The sequence below is a fragment of the Alteromonas sp. Cnat3-28 genome, assembly GCF_022348265.1.
GTDB lineage: Bacteria > Pseudomonadota > Gammaproteobacteria > Enterobacterales > Alteromonadaceae > Alteromonas > Alteromonas macleodii.
The window spans coordinates 12,793-30,830 of the sequence record NZ_JAKREY010000029.1 but is presented as its reverse complement, the minus strand read 5'-3'; the positions used below and the strand labels follow the sequence as shown (position 1 = coordinate 30,830).

General features: G+C 44.7%; 17 protein-coding genes. 8 read left to right on the top strand and 9 right to left on the bottom strand.

Annotated elements, in window-relative coordinates; genetic code table 11:
* Window positions 1–175: 175 nt before the first annotated feature.
* From dxs to xseB, 3 genes are read right to left on the bottom strand one after another with little or no spacing between them, the layout of a single operon-like run.
* Window positions 176–2,056 (bottom strand): 1-deoxy-D-xylulose-5-phosphate synthase, encoded by a 1,881-nt coding sequence (dxs, locus tag MHM87_RS18770; protein ID WP_239260654.1) that lies wholly within the window; start codon window positions 2,054–2,056, stop codon window positions 176–178.
* A gap of 32 nt (window positions 2,057–2,088) precedes the next feature.
* Window positions 2,089–2,979: a farnesyl diphosphate synthase gene (locus tag MHM87_RS18765; RefSeq protein WP_239260652.1), complete on the bottom strand. Its 891-nt coding sequence runs from the start codon at window positions 2,977–2,979 to the stop codon at window positions 2,089–2,091.
* Between the two features lie 29 nt (window positions 2,980–3,008).
* Window positions 3,009–3,251, bottom strand: coding sequence for an exodeoxyribonuclease VII small subunit (gene xseB, locus MHM87_RS18760; protein WP_014976981.1), 243 nt, complete (start codon window positions 3,249–3,251; stop codon window positions 3,009–3,011).
* 412 nt (window positions 3,252–3,663) lie between these two features.
* On the opposite strand from xseB, the gene pomA reads away from it, so the two are divergent.
* A complete protein-coding gene (gene pomA / locus MHM87_RS18755) occupies window positions 3,664–4,425 on the top strand; it encodes a flagellar motor protein PomA (RefSeq protein ID WP_014950082.1) in 762 nt (253 codons plus the stop codon).
* Window positions 4,425–5,354, top strand: a complete 930-nt coding sequence (locus tag MHM87_RS18750) for a flagellar motor protein MotB (protein ID WP_014976980.1) — start codon at window positions 4,425–4,427, stop codon at window positions 5,352–5,354. Before pomA ends, MHM87_RS18750 begins: the two co-directional genes overlap by 1 nt.
* 87 nt (window positions 5,355–5,441) lie before the next feature.
* On the opposite strand, the gene MHM87_RS18745 is transcribed toward MHM87_RS18750, so the two are convergent.
* From MHM87_RS18745 to MHM87_RS18725, 5 genes are read right to left on the bottom strand one after another with little or no spacing between them, the layout of a single operon-like run.
* Entirely contained in the window at window positions 5,442–6,698 is a 1,257-nt protein-coding gene (locus tag MHM87_RS18745; protein ID WP_239260650.1) for a cyclopropane-fatty-acyl-phospholipid synthase family protein, read from the bottom strand.
* 2 nt (window positions 6,699–6,700) lie between these two features.
* Window positions 6,701–7,444, bottom strand: a complete 744-nt coding sequence (locus MHM87_RS18740) for a DUF1365 domain-containing protein (RefSeq protein WP_080752360.1) — start codon at window positions 7,442–7,444, stop codon at window positions 6,701–6,703.
* Window positions 7,441–8,706 carry an FAD-dependent oxidoreductase gene (locus tag MHM87_RS18735; protein WP_239260648.1) on the bottom strand — a complete coding sequence of 422 codons (1,266 nt, stop codon included), beginning with the start codon at window positions 8,704–8,706 and terminating at the stop codon, window positions 7,441–7,443. The genes MHM87_RS18740 and MHM87_RS18735 overlap by 4 nt, the downstream gene beginning before the upstream one ends.
* Window positions 8,707–8,716: 10 nt before the next feature.
* The gene (locus MHM87_RS18730) at window positions 8,717–9,436 is read right to left on the bottom strand and encodes an SDR family NAD(P)-dependent oxidoreductase (protein ID WP_014950077.1); all 720 of its coding nucleotides are present in this window, start codon (window positions 9,434–9,436) and stop codon (window positions 8,717–8,719) included.
* Window positions 9,433–9,888, bottom strand: coding sequence for a nuclear transport factor 2 family protein (locus MHM87_RS18725; RefSeq protein WP_014976976.1), 456 nt, complete (start codon window positions 9,886–9,888; stop codon window positions 9,433–9,435). The genes MHM87_RS18730 and MHM87_RS18725 overlap by 4 nt, the downstream gene beginning before the upstream one ends.
* Before the next feature lie 256 nt (window positions 9,889–10,144).
* Between MHM87_RS18725 and MHM87_RS18720 the strand changes: the two genes are divergently transcribed.
* The 3 genes from MHM87_RS18720 (at window position 10,145) to MHM87_RS18710 (ending at window position 12,186) form a co-directional block, all read left to right on the top strand.
* Entirely contained in the window at window positions 10,145–10,720 is a 576-nt protein-coding gene (locus MHM87_RS18720; RefSeq protein ID WP_014950075.1) for an LON peptidase substrate-binding domain-containing protein, read from the top strand.
* 118 nt (window positions 10,721–10,838) lie between these two features.
* A complete protein-coding gene (locus MHM87_RS18715) occupies window positions 10,839–11,450 on the top strand; it encodes a sigma-70 family RNA polymerase sigma factor (protein ID WP_014950074.1) in 612 nt (203 codons plus the stop codon).
* The gene (locus MHM87_RS18710) at window positions 11,443–12,186 is read left to right on the top strand and encodes a ChrR family anti-sigma-E factor (RefSeq protein ID WP_239260646.1); all 744 of its coding nucleotides are present in this window, start codon (window positions 11,443–11,445) and stop codon (window positions 12,184–12,186) included. Before MHM87_RS18715 ends, MHM87_RS18710 begins: the two co-directional genes overlap by 8 nt.
* Before the next feature lie 111 nt (window positions 12,187–12,297).
* Here the strand turns inward: MHM87_RS18710 and MHM87_RS18705 are convergent, their stop codons facing one another.
* Window positions 12,298–13,062 carry an outer membrane protein assembly factor BamD gene (locus MHM87_RS18705; RefSeq protein ID WP_014950072.1) on the bottom strand — a complete coding sequence of 255 codons (765 nt, stop codon included), beginning with the start codon at window positions 13,060–13,062 and terminating at the stop codon, window positions 12,298–12,300.
* Window positions 13,063–13,248: 186 nt separating this feature from the next.
* Between MHM87_RS18705 and rluD the strand changes: the two genes are divergently transcribed.
* The 3 genes from rluD to clpB all read left to right on the top strand — a co-directional run bounded on the left by rluD (window position 13,249) and on the right by clpB (window position 17,830).
* Window positions 13,249–14,232, top strand: a complete 984-nt coding sequence (rluD, locus tag MHM87_RS18700; RefSeq protein ID WP_014950071.1) for a 23S rRNA pseudouridine(1911/1915/1917) synthase RluD — start codon at window positions 13,249–13,251, stop codon at window positions 14,230–14,232.
* 16 nt (window positions 14,233–14,248) lie between these two features.
* Window positions 14,249–15,004, top strand: a complete 756-nt coding sequence (pgeF, locus tag MHM87_RS18695) for a peptidoglycan editing factor PgeF (RefSeq protein WP_239260644.1) — start codon at window positions 14,249–14,251, stop codon at window positions 15,002–15,004.
* A 249-nt stretch (window positions 15,005–15,253) separates the two neighbouring features.
* Window positions 15,254–17,830 carry an ATP-dependent chaperone ClpB gene (gene clpB, locus MHM87_RS18690; protein ID WP_014950068.1) on the top strand — a complete coding sequence of 859 codons (2,577 nt, stop codon included), beginning with the start codon at window positions 15,254–15,256 and terminating at the stop codon, window positions 17,828–17,830.
* Window positions 17,831–18,038: the final 208 nt, after the last annotated feature.

Genomic DNA, 18,038 nt, shown 5'->3' with positions numbered 1-18,038 from the left:
GAATCGCTGAGGATGATGAGGCTCCCTGACAAACGACCTGACAGGTATTACCCCAGAGTAGTGAGGAAAAGACCGACTAAATACCCCACAAAGAAAAATGCCAGTCAGCTTAACTGACTGGCATTACGCAAAATAGCGGGCTTTTTAATGTCTTAGTAGTGATTTTAAAGCTCAATTAGTTAGCGCTTAAACTGCTAGCCGCTGCAATAATACCTTCGGCGTCAAGGCCGTGCTCTTTGTACATTTCCTGCTGAGTGCCTTGCAATATAAAGCTATCAGGCAGCCCTAACATCTTCACCGCTTTTAATACGCCATTTTGCTGCAAGTGTTCAAGCACCGCACTACCAGCTCCACCCATAATACAGCCGTCTTCCAACGTAATAAGTGCACTGTGCTCACTGGCAGCTTTTAATACTGCGTCGCCGTCTAACGGCTTAATGAAACGCATGTCGATAACGGTAGCGTCAATCGCCTCTGCAGCTTCAAGCGCGTAGGGCAGTAGGCAGCCAAAGTTTAAAATGGCGATACTTTCAGACTTGCCTTTTGATGATTCTCGACACGTACGAGATTTACCAATCTCAAGCTCTGCCATAGCTTCGTTAGGCGTGACACCCATGCCAGCACCGCGAGGGTAACGAACAGCAGCTGGTTTTTGTAGCTTGTGACCCGTGTAGAGCATTTGACGACATTCATTTTCATCTGAAGGAGCCATGACCACCATATTCGGAATACAGCGAAGGAAAGCGATATCAAACGCCCCCTGGTGAGTAGGGCCATCTGCGCCAACAATACCGGCTCTATCAATGGCAAACAATACGGGTAAGTCTTGAATCGCCACATCGTGAATGAGCTGGTCATAGGCGCGCTGCAGGAACGACGAATAAATAGCAACAACCGCATTCATACCGTCTTTGGCAAGGCCTGCGCCAAAGGTCACCGCGTGCTGTTCAGCAATCGCAACATCGAAATACTGCTCTGGAAAACGCTGAGAAAACTCAACCATGCCTGAACCTTCGCGCATGGCTGGCGTTACCGCCATTAGCTTAGGGTCTTGTGCCGCCATATCACACAGCCATTTCCCAAAGATTGCAGAGTAGGTAGGGGCTGAAGGCTTAGATTTTGGCAAAGCGTTGTCAGCCGGATTGAATTTTGGTACCGCGTGGAACTTGATAGGGTCTTCTTCAGCAACCGCGTAACCTTTACCTTTCTTGGTGACTACGTGAAGTAGCTGCGGGCCGTCAAACTTGCGCATATTGCGTAGCGTATCGACAACACCATTTACGTCGTGGCCATCGATAGGGCCAATGTAGTTAAAGCCAAGCTCTTCAAATATCGTGCCTGGGACAACCATGCCTTTAATGTGTTCTTCTGCACGGCTGGCAAACTCCTTAATAGGAGGTACATTGCTTAGCAGCTTTTTGCCGCCATCGCGTATAGAGTTGAAAAAGTTGCCTGTAAGCAAGCGAGCTAAGTGACTGTTCAACGCACCTACGTTTTCAGAAATAGACATTTCGTTGTCGTTAAGTACAACTACCATGTCTTTCTTGATATCACCAGCGTGATTAAGGGCTTCAAACGCCATACCAGCGGTCATTGCACCGTCGCCAATTACCGCTACAACCTTTCTGTTTTTGCCTTCTTTTTCGGCAGCCACAGCCATGCCCAGCCCTGCACTAATCGATGTAGACGAATGACCAACTGCAAAGGTGTCGTAGTCGCTCTCAGGCGGCCATGGGAAAGGGTGCAAACCATTCTTTTGGCGAATGGTGCTCATGCGCTCTGCACGACCTGTAAGGATTTTGTGCGGATAAGCTTGGTGACCTACATCCCACAGCAGTCGATCGAAGGGGGTGTCGTACACATAGTGCAAAGCGACGGTCAGTTCCACTGTGCCTAAACCAGATGCAAAGTGCCCACTGGTTTGGCTTACGCTATTAAGTAAGTACTCACGCAACTCATCGGCGAGCTCGCGTAATTTGTCTTGGGGCAACTGCCTCAATTTATCGGGTGTTTGCGCAAGCGCAAGCGTTGGGTAATGTTGGAGATCTAAACTCATGTACTTATTATCTTTTTCAACATGGCGCGTGGCTAATGGTCGCGTTTTACCAAAAGCTCGCTAAACGCAATTAAACTGTCAGTATTGTAGGGTAAACGCGCCAATGCTTGAAGCGCATTATCGTGAAGCATTTCTAATTCTTGTTTAGCGCCTGTAATACCAAGTTTGGCTGGAAAGGTATTTTTCCCTAACGCTTCGTCTGACCCCGCGGGCTTGCCTAATTTTTCGCTACTGCCTTCCACATCTAAAATATCGTCTTGAACTTGGAAAGCTAGCCCAATATCCGCGGCATAAGCCATTAAGTCAATTTTAGTTTGAGGCAGTAAGCCTTCACTAACAATGGCGACCATTTCTACGCAGGCTTTTAACAATGCACCGGTTTTCAATCTATGCAGCTGTTTTAGTTCTTCTAGCGAGATGGTTTTGCCGGTGCTGGCTAAATCGATAGCTTGCCCACCGCACATACCTATGTAACCCGCACTTTTCGCAAGTACAGACAGTAACTGGCTACGCTTTGTTGCAGCATACGTGCTTAATGGCGCATCAGCTAACACTGTAAATGCAAGTGCCTGCAGCGCATCGCCAGCTAAAATAGCGGTAGCCTCATCAAAGGCGATATGACAGGTTGGCATACCGCGGCGCAAGTCGTCGTCGTCCATGGCTGGTAAATCGTCGTGGACTAACGAGTAGGCGTGCACACATTCAATGGCCATACTAATAGCCATTTGGTCTTTTTTGGGCACGTCTAGGGTGTTACCTACCACTTGAACAAGTAGTGGTCGCATCCGTTTACCGCCAGCAAGTAAGGCGTGACGCATTGCGTCTTTCAAGCGCGGCGCGTAATCGGGTAATTCGTCAATTAATGTAAGAAGAGATGCATCAGTTTGCTGTTTAACTTGCTGATGCAAAGCAGAAAAATTCATAGATTGCCTGTTAGTTAAAAATGAACGATTTATGGCTGTTCACTTTCAGGAAGAGGGTGGAGCGTTTCTTCGCCTTGTTCACTGAGCAGTATCTTTACTTTTTGCTCGGCGTTTTCAAGAGATTGTTGGCCCTGGCGGGAAAGTGCTATACCGCGCTCAAATTTTTCTAGTGCTTTATTAAGAGGCAGATCACCGCTTTCCATTTCGTTAACGATAGCTTCTAGTTCTGATAAAGTTTCTTCAAAAGACGCTGATGCTTTTTCTGTCGTCATAAAAACACTCAATATAGTGGCCAAAATACGTATACCGCGCACATTAACCGAGGGTTGCACAAGGGTCAAATGGTTTGTCCGTATATCGCCTATATCACAGTAACATAGCTTTTTTTTCATCCAGTTCAAAAGGCAACATACAAGCAAATTGTGCTATATTCGATGCAAGGCTCAGTAACCTTTCAGAAGTAACCGTGTTATTTACTGTGAAGGAAAACGTAAGGCGCTGAAAAAGCGCTAGATGTTTTTAGTTTATAAAAACAGACAAAGCAGCGCTTTTACATAGAACCTACTTCATAATAAACAAATAAATGTGATATTTTTCAATAATGTCGTTTTAGTATTTCTATCTTTTGCCGATAGGGTATTTGTACACTAACAGCACTGACTGCGCATAAATGGGGAAGAGTGAGTGGATTTAGCAACCGTCATAGGTATGTTGGGCGCCATTGGTTTCATAGTTATGGCTATGATTCTGGGCGGCAGCTTGGGCATGTTCATCGACGTGCAATCAATACTTATTGTATTCGGGGGAACACTATTTGTTGTCCTATCTCAGTTTACGTTGGGTCAATTCTTCAGTGCGGGTAAAGTTGCTGGCAAAGCGTTCATGTTCAAAATTGAAACGCCTGAAGAGCTAATCGAGAAGATTGTTGAAATGGCAGATGCTGCACGTAAAGGCGGGTTTCTGGCATTAGAAGAAGCGGAAATTTCAAATGAGTTCATGCAAAAGGGTGTGGACATGCTGGTTGACGGTCACGACATTGAAGTGGTGAGAGAAACGTTAGCTAAAGATATTTCTATGACAACGGAAAGGCATGAGTTCGGCGCTTCTATATTTAAAGGAATGGGCGACGTAGCACCTGCGATGGGTATGATTGGTACTTTGATCGGTCTGGTTGCCATGCTTTCAAACATGGATGACCCTAAAGCTATCGGCCCTGCTATGGCGGTAGCGCTATTAACCACGCTGTACGGTGCCTTTTTTGCCAACGTCGTGTGTTTGCCAATTGCCTTTAAACTGGCGGTAAGAGCTGGAGAAGAGAAGTTAAACCAGAGTCTTGTTCTTGACGGTATTGTGGGTATTGCCGACGGCCAGAACCCACGTGTTATCGAAGGGGTATTAAAGAACTACCTTGCGGCGAGTAAACGCGGAAGCGCAGAGGAAGAGTAATGGCCGAAGAAGAATGCCCAAAATGTCCCCCCGAGGGGCTTCCAGCCTGGATGGGAACCTTCGCAGACCTGATGTCATTGCTTATGTGCTTCTTTGTACTGCTACTTTCGTTTTCGGAAATGGACGTACTGAAGTTTAAACAAATTGCAGGCTCTATGAAGTTTGCTTTTGGTGTGCAAAATAAAATTGAAGTAAAAGATATTCCAAAGGGTACCAGTGTGATTGCAATGGAGTTTCGTCCTGGCAAGCCTGACCCTACGCCTATTGAGTCCATTCAGCAGCAAACCAACGAAATGACCCAACAAATGCTGGAATTTCAGGCTGGTAACGAAGACTCTGCCGGCGGAAGGCAGAAGCAGCGTGGCGAGCAGCGTGGCGGACAATCTCAACAAACGGCTACTGAGTCGTCTTCATCGGCTGAGCAAAGCACCGATCAGTCGCAAATGGCTGAACTGATGAAAAAAGTAGCGCAGCAATTAGAAAAACAAATTCTAGATGGTTCGGTGGAAATGGAATCGTTGGGTCAGCAGTTAACCATTCGAATTCGTGAGAACGGTTCCTTCTCGGCGGGCTCGGCCTTTTTGCAGCCCCAATTCCAACCGGTGTTGAGAAAAATAGGTACGCTGTTGGCGGATGTGCCTGGAGAAATCGAAATTTCAGGGCACAGTGACGGTCAGCATATTGCTAATGAGCTCTATCGTTCTAATTGGGACTTGTCAGCGCAGCGCGCTGTCGCGGTCGCTGAAGCCATGCGGACCGCGCCAGGGTTTGACGAAAGTCGTATGTCGGTAGTGGGTAAGGCAGATACCGATCCAATTGTAGAAAATGCCACTACACCTTCAGACCGAGCGCAAAATCGCCGCGTTGAAATTAATATCAATCAGGGTAAGCCAATGCTGTCGAAGCCTATATCAGTTGTAGATGAGTAGTGCTTTGACCTAGTGTCAGCTTCAAACAAGAAAGCGGCGCCACAAGGGCGCCGCTTTTTTTGTCACTACTATCGATAATTAGCGTTGTTAAACACGAGCCAAATCAAGTCTGTAATGAGGCTTTGAAATCACAAGCTGAACGGTACTGATTGTTCTTTCTAAAAAACCACCTTCACAATATTTCAGGTAGTAGGTCCACATTCGCATAAAACGCTCGTCATAACCGTCGTTTAAAAGCTCATCTTTTGCAGAAATAAATGCTTCATACCAATGGTTCAATGTTTTCGCATAGTCAATCCCGATGTCGTGTAAGTCACGAATCATCATATTAGTATACTTTTTCAGGTGAGCGTTAAGCTGGTGCTGAGAAGGTAAAAATCCACCCGGAAAGATATATTTCTGAATAAAGTCGACACTATTTGAATAGCTGTCGTAACGTCTGTCATCAATGGTTATTGACTGAAGCAGCATTAGGCCGTCGTCTTTTAAAAGTGACGAGCATTTTTCAAAGAAATTCCCTAAAAACTGCTTGCCTACTGCCTCAATCATTTCAATAGAGACCAACTTATCGTATTTTCCTTCCAGTAAACGGTAGTCTTTTTTAAGCAAAGTGATTTTACTTTCAAGACCTTCGCGGGCAATCCACTCTTTCGCCCATGCATGCTGCTCTTCAGATATCGTTGTGGTTGTCACACGGCAGCCGTAGTGCTTAGCTGCATACACGGCTAGGCCTCCCCAGCCTGTACCTATCTCAAGAAGGTGGTCACGCTCAGTCAGCTGTAATTTGTCGCAAATGGCTTTGAGCTTGTAATTTTGTGCATCATTGAGAGTTGCATTCGGATCTGGGTATATGGCTGACGAATACATCATTGTTGGGTCAAGGAAGCGAGTATAAAGCTTATTACCCAGATCGTAATGCGCCTCGATATTTTTCTTGGCTTGGTCCTTTGTATTTCGACGTGCAAAGTGTTGAATCTTGTTGATGGGCATAGTCACCCATTTAAATTTATTCTCCCATTCGTCAAGGGTAAATAAATTCCTAGCAAACACTCTTACCACGGCTGTTACGTCGTCACTGTCCCATAACCCATCCATGAATGCTTCTCCGGCGCCCACACTTCCGCCAAGCAATAAGCGTCGATAGGCTTGTACATCCTTGATATTTACCGTTGCACGCAAATCGCTTTCGTCTGTGCCGAAACGCGCAACGACATCGCCGTTTTCTTGAATGGTTAAACTGCCAAAAGGCAGTTGTTTTAAGCATTGTAGGAATAGAGTTCTACACGCTTTATCTACAAAGGAGACCTCTGAGGTGGTCAGTAGTACAGATTCACCAAAAGACATTGTTATTGTTCCTGACTTTTTTCTGGGTGTGTATACAGTGGCGTTCGTTTAAGCAGTAGTTTAAGCGCGTGCCAATAAATTCCAGCCACAGTTTTTATTGTCATACTGGGTATACGTTTAAGTGCCGCAGATAGATTCGCATTATCTAAAGTAAATTTAGTCAAATTAATCCCTGCACTGAACTCTTTGTCGTCTCTTACACAATCCATCGCAAGTGACAGTCTAGCCGACGGCTGCGATATCGACCATTTGTAGGTCATATCCATTGGATTAAACGGGGAAACATGAAAAGCTTTTGGCGTATCGTCTTGAGTATCTAGATTTACAAGGTAGTGATGACGCTCATTCCACGGCGTGTTACTTACTTCGGCAAGCATATGTGTATACTTACCTTCGGCATTGCGTAGGTAATAGAAATTCACCGGGCTGAAATAAAGCCCCCACATACGCAGTTGTCCCAGCATAAAGACATCGCCTTGAAGCGTCTTCCCTCCGTTTAACTCTGTCATTCTGTCTATTACTGCCTGACCTAGAGGTAAAGAGGGATCACCTAAGTAGTCTTCACGCTTGAAACGCACTCTAGCCTTGTCGTATGCAGAGAAGCGTTTTAACGAACTGGACAAGATTTCGAGTTCGTTGCTCTCAAGCTTTAGCCAAAATAAATAAATGTCATAGTCAAATTTATGCTGGGTAGGCTTAAACCGTTGGTGATAAACCTTACCCTTGTAGATGGCACTTTCTATCACAGGGCTTCACCAAAGCGAGAACAAACATCAAGTGCGCTAGTTACGCCGTCTTCATGAAAACCGTTATACCAGTAGGCTCCACAAAAATGTAAGTTGCCTACGCCACAAATTTCATTTCTTCTTGCTTGGGCGTTGACCATGCTGGCACTGTATTGCGGATGTGCGTACTGATAGCTTCGAAGAATACTCTTTTGGTCTATTTCCGCCGTATTATTTAACGTTACACAGTAGGTGCTTTGTGCTTCAAGGCGTTGAAGAATATTCATGTTATAAGTGACAGAAGCGGGGCGGGCTTCCTCACTTGCGTCTTCTTTTAAGCTGTAATTCCAACTCGCCCAAGCTAATTTTCTTTTAGGCAGCTGTGAAATATCTTTGTGCATCACCACGTCGTTTTCTGCGTAAGGGATATTTCCAAGGATATCTCGATGCAGCGAAGTCGGTGAGTGAATCATTTTTAACGCTTGGTCACTGTGGCACGCAAATACCACATGATCATACATCGCAGCGTTGCCTGAAGAGTCGGTAACCTGCCACTTATCATCGCTTTTCGCTACCGACAGAACGGCCGTCGATAGTTTTATCTTAGACTCAAATGGTGCGATTAAAGGCGGAATGTATTGGCTTGACCCACCTTTAATTGTGTACCACTGAGGACGGTCGGTAATATTGAGCAAGCCATGGTTGTTGAAAAACTGCAAAAAGAACGTGAGTGGAAACTTTCTCGTTTGCTCTAAGCTGCTGGACCAAATTGCGGCGCACATAGGCAAAATATAATAACGTGCAAAGTCATCGCTGAGTTTTAATTCTCTAATGACGTCTTCTAACGTAAGTGAAGAAGTATTACGGTTTTCTGCGACCATCGCTTTACACGCTTTGTTAAACGTCAATATGTCTTTCACGATGCGCCAAAATTTAGGCCTCAGAATATTACGCCGCTGTGCAAATAAACTGTTTAAGTTATTGCCGTTGTATTCGAGGTTTGCCTTTTTACTCATTACAGAGAAGCTCATCTCTGTTGGTTGATACTCAACATTTAACTGATTAATGAGCTTTATAAAATTAGGGTAGGTCCAATCATTAAAAACGATAAAACCTGTATCGATATGGTGAGTTTCCCCGTTGTCGCTTATTTTCTTCGTTGCAGTATGACCACCTATATAGTCATTTGCTTCGTACACAGTGATGTCGTGCTGCCTATTTAGAAGGTGCGCGCAGGTCAAACCAGAAATACCTGTGCCAATGATGGCAATCTTATTGTTCATTCATCTTCTCTTATTGTTTTTCTCTCATTGCCAACGACAATCGCTTTTGCAGTGGGGTTGGCAGTATATGCATAAAGCGCAGAATAAAACCAAAGAACCGAGGGAAGAAAACTGTTTGTTTGTTGCCCTCTATTCCTTTAAGCATAGCGTCAGCGGCTTCTTCAGCGCTAATTTTCATTGGCATTTCAAAATCGTTTTTATCTGTGAGGGGCGTTTCTACAAATCCAGGAGACACCGCTTGCACTTTCACGCCTTTGTGGTGAAGGTCTACTTCTAATGATTTAGTAAAATAATGTAGGGCAGCTTTGCTCGCACCGTACGCTTGCGTTCGTGTGAAAGGGAGTAGGCGAGCCATGCTGTCAACAATCACAAGCTTGTCGCCTTGCTTAAGTCGTGGAAGAAGAGCGTCTACACAATGAACAACGCCAAAGAAATTAGGTTCGAATACGCGGCGAAACATGTCTGGCTCGAAGTCGTCGATATCTACATATTCGCAGGTACCAGCGTTGAGTACAGCAATGTCAAATTTAACCGTTGCTAGCGCCCGTCGAGTATCGTCAAGATCAGTGACATCGAACTGGCATGCGCTAATATTATTGTACTTACTGAGCTCGTTGAGTGTGTCTTCATTTCGACCACAGGCAATCACTTGATAACCGCTGTTTGCAGCCTTTATAGCTAATGCTTTACCAATACCCGATGTGGCGCCAGTAATTAGAATACTTTTCACTTTGCTAGCTTCCCTTTAATTTTTTTAACGACAAAACCTAGGATGGGTACGTGCTCATAGACCATTTCGCCCAAGTCGTAATAATCTTTGTGGTAAATAATGCTGTCATCGCTGACACCAAGTTGCGTGGTGCCATCTAGCGTAATTTGCTTATCACTATCTTTCAGCGTAAGTGTCATCGTCCAGTTTGCGATATGGGTAACCTTTGAATGACTTGATGGATGCTCTTTTGAGCCATTCGGCGAGCAAGTAAAAATGTCCGCAATGTCGAACTTACAGCTTTCGGCTTGCGTCAATAAGTTGGAAAAATAGCGTTTTACTTCATCAATGCCATGGTGTGTAGTGATTGGGTCGATAAACAGTATGTCGTCGGCATAGATATGTTCTAGGTCGTCTGGAGAAATTTGACATATGTCTGTGTAAATTTTACAAAAGCGTCCAATGACGTCCATGGCCTTTCCTTAACTCATAATTCAAAATCAGATTTGCATAGCGGTAATGTCGACGCTTAAAAAAATTCGCGGTTATTTTCACGTTCAAATTGCAAGTCTCTGATATGAAATCTGTTAATGTTTTATTTAAAAACTAAATTACATTAATCGTCGTGCTAAAGATCATGTTTTTCCATTTATATGTGAAAAATTTTCCCATTCGATCCTAATTGTTCTCACTTGCGTAATTAATTTCGTGTTTTCGGAAGTGCTGAGTATGAGTGTAGAACGTTTTCCTTTATTTCCTTTATCTGCGCACCTTTTGCCGGAAGGTAGAATGGCATTGCGCATTTTTGAGCCACGATACGTGCGAATGGTTAAGCAGGCATGTGCTGAAAACAAAGGCTTTGTGATGTGTATGCTTAATGCTAATGGTGACAAAAATTTGAATGAGCATATTCATAAAATAGGTACTTATGCGCAGGTTGTTGACTTCGACATGCTCGATGATGGGTTGCTTGGCATAAAGGTTGCTGGTTCTCATTTAGTTGAGGTAAGTAGCATAGAAGTTGAAAAAGATGGTCTTCGTACCGGTAGTTGCAAGGTGTTAGAACCTTGGCAGTGCGATTTGGCTCCTCAACAAATAGCGCCTATGGACGAGCGACTTAAAGAAATATTTGGAAATTACGAAGAGTTGGCATCGCTTTATGAATCACCAAAGTTTGATTGCCCTAATTGGGTATTAAATCGGTGGTTAGAATTATTGCCAGTAGACGGCTCGCAAAAACAGCACTTTTTAGCGCAAAGAGAATGTACCAGTTTACTGAACTATCTCTCTGCACTAATCGCTTAGTCGTTGAGTCGGATAAAGACATTACAAATTCGTAATCCAATATTAGCGATTTTCGCAAACGTTTTAAGTCATAACGCCGTAGAATGATACAACCAAAACGGAAAAGCGGACGAATCTTATGTTAGTTGGAATTCCTTTGGAACAAAGTAACAGCACAATCAAGCCTAAAGAGTGTGCAACTGAAATGTCTGATTACCTTGTCGCGGTTGCAGACACCCGATGCAAACGTTCATTTGCGAGAGTGTTTAACTACTTCGCGCCTCGGCTGCGTTCTTATGCACTGAAACAGATGGGTAATGAGGCACTGGCCATGGAACTGGTACAAGATACTATGTCGAATGTATGGCAGAAAGCGCACCTGTTCAATGCAGAAAAAGGTTCTCCGTCAACGTGGATTTTCACAATCGCACGCAACATTCGCTTTGATATGCTTCGAAAGCTGCAGAATAGAAAAGAGGATGTTTGTTCTGACGATCTATGGCCAGTTTTATGCGAACAAACAGCCGATGCAAACGAGGCGCCACTTGACGAACAAGTTACTTTAGAGCAGATTGGCTATTTGTTCGAATCACTACCTGTAAAACAGAAAGCAGTGGTTGAAGCTATCTATATTGATGGCAAGTCACAACAAGAAGTCGCCGATGAGCTTTCAATTCCATTAGGTACAGTAAAGTCGCGGACACGTTTGGCACTTCAACGATTAAAGGTCATGTTAAACGATAATGATTAGGTTTCACCCAAGTGCCCAGCAACTTAAAGATTTTGTTGAGGGCACATTGTCACCTGCTATATCACTGATGGTCTCTGCACATTGTGATATGTGTGAGAAATGTCAGCGTTTTGTTGAAATTGAAACGGAAAGTCTTGCTGCTCAAATGGTTTCGAACGCCAATTCATCGGCAAGCGACAGAGCTGAAATGTCGCTTCAGTTTGGTGACATGCTATCCCAAATTACGCAGCTCCCATCATCGAAACAAAATAATGCTTTGATGGAACAGCCCACAGCGTATCGTGAGCCCGTAAAGAGGCGGGCGGCCTTGCAGGCGCAGGCAAGCGCAAATACCATCGAGTTAGATGGAAGGGTATTCACTTTACCCAGAACACTTCACCGCTACATCGATAAGACAGGTAACTGGTCAAGTTTGGTCGGGAAGCTGTGGCAGGCGCCAGTTGACCTTGGAAACCAAGGTGTAGCTAATTTTATCTTTATGGGAAGTGGTGGTAGTGTACCTGAGCACACGCACCGTGGAACGGAATATACATTAGTCATTGATGGTGAGTTCAGTGATGGGCTAAGTCGTTATGATACCGGCGACTTTATTTTCATGGATGGTGATAAAACGCACACGCCAAGATCCGAAGGTAAAGAAGGCTGCCTTGTATTTAGCATTGTCGATCAGCCATTGCACTTTACTTCGGGCCTTGCGAGATTGTTAAACCCTTTTAGTCACTTGTTTTTCCGCTAGTAATCTATCAAGCGAACGCAGTCAATATGTGACATCCAGATACAAAAAAACGCACAACAGTGCGTTTTTTTGTTGGTTGCATAAAGCTATAGCAAAACAGAATAGCCAAATCTAGCTAATAAATTCGCTGTCAGGGTAGTTAAGCTTTAGTGTCTTCATCGCATTGTTACGCAATTCATCTAGGCCAAGCTGCTCATAACTTGAAACCATAATTTCGAGTGCTTGTTGCACTTGAGTGGTATTCGGGAAGTGCTCTATAACATAGCGACCACGGTTTGCTGCAGCGACATAAGCCTGGCGTCTCATGTAGAAACGTGCAATAGCGATTTCATAGCGAGCCAAGCGGTCTTTAATATGAACCATGCGCTGTTTCGCATCTGCGGCATATTTGCTATCTGGATATTGTTGAATCAGTCTGCGGAAATCTTCAAACGCAGCACGAGACTTCGACGGGTCTCTATCCGTACGGTCAATATTCATTAACTCTTGGAAAAGGTTGCTATCTGATTCCATGTTAGTTAATCCACGCATGTAATACGCGTAATCAACATCTGAATGGTTTGGATTCAGACGAATAAATCTGTCGATAGTGGCAAGCGTTTCTTCGTTTTTACCTGACTTATAATAGCTATAAATAAGGTCTAGCTGTACCTGGTGGGATAGGGGACCGAACGGGTAGCGCGAATCTAGCGCGCTTAACGTTTGTGCCGCAGCGCTGAAGTTACCTACTTCCATGCTCTGCTTTGCTCTGTCGTACAGTTGCTGCGCACCCATGTTAGCTAATACGGCTTTTTCTTCATTATCTGAAGAGCTACATCCTGCGACAGATACCATAGCACCCAATAAAACGGGGGCCAGTAGACGAAATGATTTCATAATAATTCTATTTTCCTGCTAAACAGTTTTAATACTTCGCTGTCTAAGCTCATGTGTTAAACAACAACACTTTAATTGCATTCTAACGTACTAACGATGAGAAAAACCATACAAAAACGTAAACAAGGCAGTGTACAGCGTGAATACTTGTTATAATACCCTTTTTTAGACGTAATCAATGGTGTTATGACACAGTCGCCGAACACAATACAATTAGAAGCTTCAACGGAAGCTGCGCATTTTGGTTTACGGTTAGATCAGGTTTTGGCTGATTTGTTCCCTGAATATTCTCGTTCTAAGCTAAAAACTTGGATCCAAGATGGGAATGTTGCTGTAAACGGTGAAGTAATCACCGTGCCTCGCCACAAAATGCAAATGGATGAACTTGTTACTGTACAGGCCGAAATGGATGTACAAGTAACGAGCGAAGCGCAAGACATCGCGTTAAACATTGTTTATGAAGATGAACACATCCTAGTCATAAACAAACCTGCAGATTTGGTTGTGCATCCAGGTGCAGGAAACCCAAGCGGTACCGTGCTAAATGCCTTGTTAAATCATTGTCCAGAGATAGACAAAGTTCCACGTGCGGGCATTGTCCATCGCCTTGACAAAGACACGACGGGGTTAATGGTAGTAGCAAAAACAATTCCTGCTCAAACGCATCTTGTTGACCAACTTCAACGTCGGGAAATGAGTCGTGAATACGAAGCCGTTGCCTTAGGTACGATGGTCGCTGGTGGTATTGTAGATGCGCCTATTGGTAGACACGCAACAAAACGTACGCATATGGCAGTACGTGAAATGGGCAAACCAGCGGTCACTCATTTTCGTGTTATCGAAAAATTTCGCGCATACACGCACCTGCGTTTGAAACTTGAAACTGGCCGTACGCACCAAATCCGCGTACACATGGCCCACATTAAGCATCCTTTGCTTGGCGACCAAGTTTATGGCGGGCGTCCTCGTCTTCCTAAAGGGGCGTCAGAAGAATTTATCGCTGCGCTTCGCGGATTCCAACGTCAGGCGTTGCACGCCGCACAGCTCTCGCTGTTTCACCCTGAAACGGAAGAGTGGATGACGTGGAAGGCTCCCCTACCTCAAGATATGCAGGACTTGCTTAAAGCCGTGAAAAAGGACACCGCGGACAATCCACAAGATATGCTTTAATGAGTAAGGCGAACTTATGACATTGTCATCTGCAAATTCACCTATATCATCCACGCTGGATTTGATTACTCCAGCGTGGTCATGTCCCGCAAATGTTGTTGCATACACAACGACAAGAATGGGAGGTACAAGCATAGGTGATTTTGCAGGTTTAAACGTTGGCGCCCACGTGGGGGACGACCTCCTACTAGTAAAAGCCAATAGAAGCCTAATTCCACATAGTGAAAAGATCACATGGTTGGAGCAAGTGCACAGCAACCGCGTGGTGTCATTGCCGAGCGCAGATACCACCGCTGATGCGTCGTATTCTTCTTCAACATCGCATTTTTGTGCGGTGATGACCGCAGACTGCGTGCCCATTTTATTGTGTGATGAAAGCGGTCAAGAAGTGGCGGCAGTACATGCTGGTTGGAAAGGTCTCGATACTAACATTATCGGAAGTGCTGTTTCACACTTTGGCAGCGATGCAAAAAAACTCATCGCTTGGGTTGGTCCTGCAATCAGCGGGCCCTGCTACGAAGTTGATGTACAGTTGGCGAGTAAGTTTCGCCATATAGACGGTGCCATTGCTAATAGCTCTAATAGAGGGAAGTACTTATTAGATCTGCCTCTAGTGGCACAGGTGCAATTGCAGCAAGCTGGCGTTGAGAATATTACACAAAGTAACTTGTGCACTTACACTGACGAACAGCGTTTTTATTCCCATCGAAGAGCTACGCATCAAAACAAGCGCACGACTGGGCGTATAGTTAGCGTAATAGGCCTGCTTTAAATTGTTTCGAAAAAAGGCGGCAGTTTTAGTCTGATCAAACAGTTGCGCTAGATCAAACTTCATACATTATTTGTTATCTTTTTGGCTAACTTTTTAATCTCATACTTGAATCGCAATTGAGCAGCCTACATAACTAGAACATAAAGAATACCATTCCGCATAGATCATTACCCACTCAGCGAGAGTTAAAATGTTCGTAATCGCGGCGTGTTAACGCAGGTATAGTTGTTCATTAATTAGGTTGAGATTATGAGACTAGATAGATTTACCAGTAAATTTCAGCTCGCAATATCCGATGCTCAATCACTCGCATTGGGGCGAGATCATCAATACATTGAACCTGTCCATTTAATGACTGCCATGCTAAATCAGCAAGGCGGGTCAGTACGCCCTTTGCTTGACCAAGCAAACATCAATGTAAATGCGCTACGCTCAGCACTGAGCCAAGCTATTGAGCGCCTACCTCGTATTGAAGGCATTGGGGGAGATGTTCAATTAAGTAAAGACAGCGGCATTTTGCTAAATCTTTGTGACAAGATAGCGCAGCAGCGAAAAGACGAATACATCACTTCAGAAATCTTTGTTCTAGCGGCGCTACAAGATAAAGGGCGCTTGGGGGAAATCCTCAAAAGCCTGAATATCACTAAAGAAGCTATTGAAAGCGCAATAGACGACATGCGTGGTGGCCAGAAGGTCACGGATCCTAATGCTGAAGATGTACGTCAAGCGCTTGAAAAATACACGACAGATTTAACCGAGCGAGCAGAACAAGGCAAGCTCGACCCGGTCATTGGTCGAGATGATGAGATTCGCCGAACTGTTCAAGTACTGCAGCGTCGAACCAAAAACAACCCAGTACTCATTGGTGAGCCGGGTGTGGGTAAAACGGCTATTGTTGAAGGATTGGCTCAGCGCATCATTAATGGCGAAGTGCCTGAGGGCTTAAAGAACAAGCGTGTTCTTGCCCTTGATATGGGCGCGTTAGTGGCGGGAGCTAAATATCGCGGTGAGTTTGAAGAACGCCTTAAAGCAGTGCTTAATGAGCTGGCTAAAGAAGAAGGCCGCGTGATCTTATTCGTTGACGAACTGCACACTATGGTAGGTGCAGGGAAGGGCGATGGAGCGATGGATGCAGGTAATATGCTTAAACCTGCGTTAGCCCGTGGTGAACTTCACTGCGTTGGTGCTACAACACTGGATGAATATCGTCAGTACATTGAAAAAGACGCAGCACTTGAACGTCGTTTCCAAAAAGTATTAGTTGAAGAACCAAGCGTTGAAGACACTATTGCTATTCTGCGTGGCTTAAAAGAGCGCTATGAGCTCCATCACTCGGTAGATATTACTGATCCCGCTATCGTTGCAGCGGCAAGTTTGTCGCATCGTTATATTAGCGACCGCCAATTGCCTGACAAAGCCATTGATCTTATAGACGAGGCTGCGTCTAGCATTCGATTGCAAATAGACTCCAAGCCCGAAGAGATGGATCGTCTAGAGCGTCGTATCATCCAGCTAAAATTGGAAGAGCAAGCTCTGGCCAAAGAAACAGATGATGCGAGCCATAAGCGACTTGAGATGATTGAGTTAGAGCGTGAGCAAGCGGAAACCAAGTACGCAGAGCTTGAGAAAGTGTGGCTGGATGAGAAAGACGCCATGCAGGGCACTCAAACCATTAAAGGGGAGCTTGAGCAGGCTAAACTTGACTTGGAGATAGCGCGACGTGCATCTGATTTAAATCGTATGTCGGAACTTCAGTACGGCCGTATTCCAGAGCTTGAAGCAAAGTTAGAGCAAGCGGCTGAAAACGAAACTCGCGAGACGACGTTACTTAAAAATAAAGTGACGGACGTTGAAATTGCAGATGTGCTTTCGCGATGGACGGGTATACCTGTAGCGCGAATGCTTGAGGGCGAGCGTGAGAAGTTGTTGCGTATGGAAGACGTACTTCACAAACGAGTTGTTGGACAAGAAGAAGCGGTTGAAGCGGTTTCAAACGCAATTCGACGTTCACGTGCTGGGCTTGCGGATCCAAACCGACCTATTGGCTCATTCTTATTTTTAGGGCCAACTGGCGTGGGCAAAACTGAGCTCTGCAAAGCCTTGGCAGGCTTTATGTTCGATACTGAAGATGCCATGGTGCGTATCGATATGTCAGAGTTTATGGAAAAACACTCGGTAGCACGCTTAGTGGGGGCACCTCCAGGCTATGTTGGCTACGAGGAAGGTGGCTACTTAACCGAAGCTGTGCGTCGCAAGCCATACTCGGTCATTTTGTTGGACGAGGTTGAAAAGGCACATCCAGATGTATTCAATATTCTGCTTCAAGTACTAGATGACGGCCGGTTGACTGACGGACAAGGACGTACTGTAGATTTTAAAAATACCGTTGTGATCATGACGTCCAACTTAGGCTCAGATATCATTCAAGATAAGCACAACGAAAGTCAGTATGACGATATGAAGGCGTCGGTAATGAGTGTTGTAGGGCAACACTTCAGACCGGAGTTCATCAACCGCGTCGATGATATTGTGGTATTCCATCCATTAGGGAAGGAGCAAATTAAATCTATTGCTAAAATTCAGCTTGCCTCGCTTCGCGCTAGGCTCGCAGAAAAAGGGTATAAGCTTACTCTGTCTGCCGCGGCTATGGATAAATTGGCGGACGCGGGTTTCGACCCAGTGTTTGGCGCACGTCCGCTTAAGCGAGCGATACAAGTGCAGGTGGAAAATCCACTCGCGCATCAATTACTCGCTGGCGAATTAATACCGGAATCAACCATTCGTATTGATGCAGATGACAGCGGACTTTTCGTTGTCAGCAATTAAAACCAAAAGGCACTGGAGGCAGTGCCTTTTTTATTGCCAATAGATTCCGCGAAAGACCATTAATCGGCAGCTTCATAACAAAAAACGATTTACTAAAAAGCCACTGGTCGAATAGCGACAGATTACGCTTTATTGTTTAATGAATTTTCCTAATACAGCTAATTAATTTTCTTGATTTAATAATGATAACTATTATCATTAACTTATT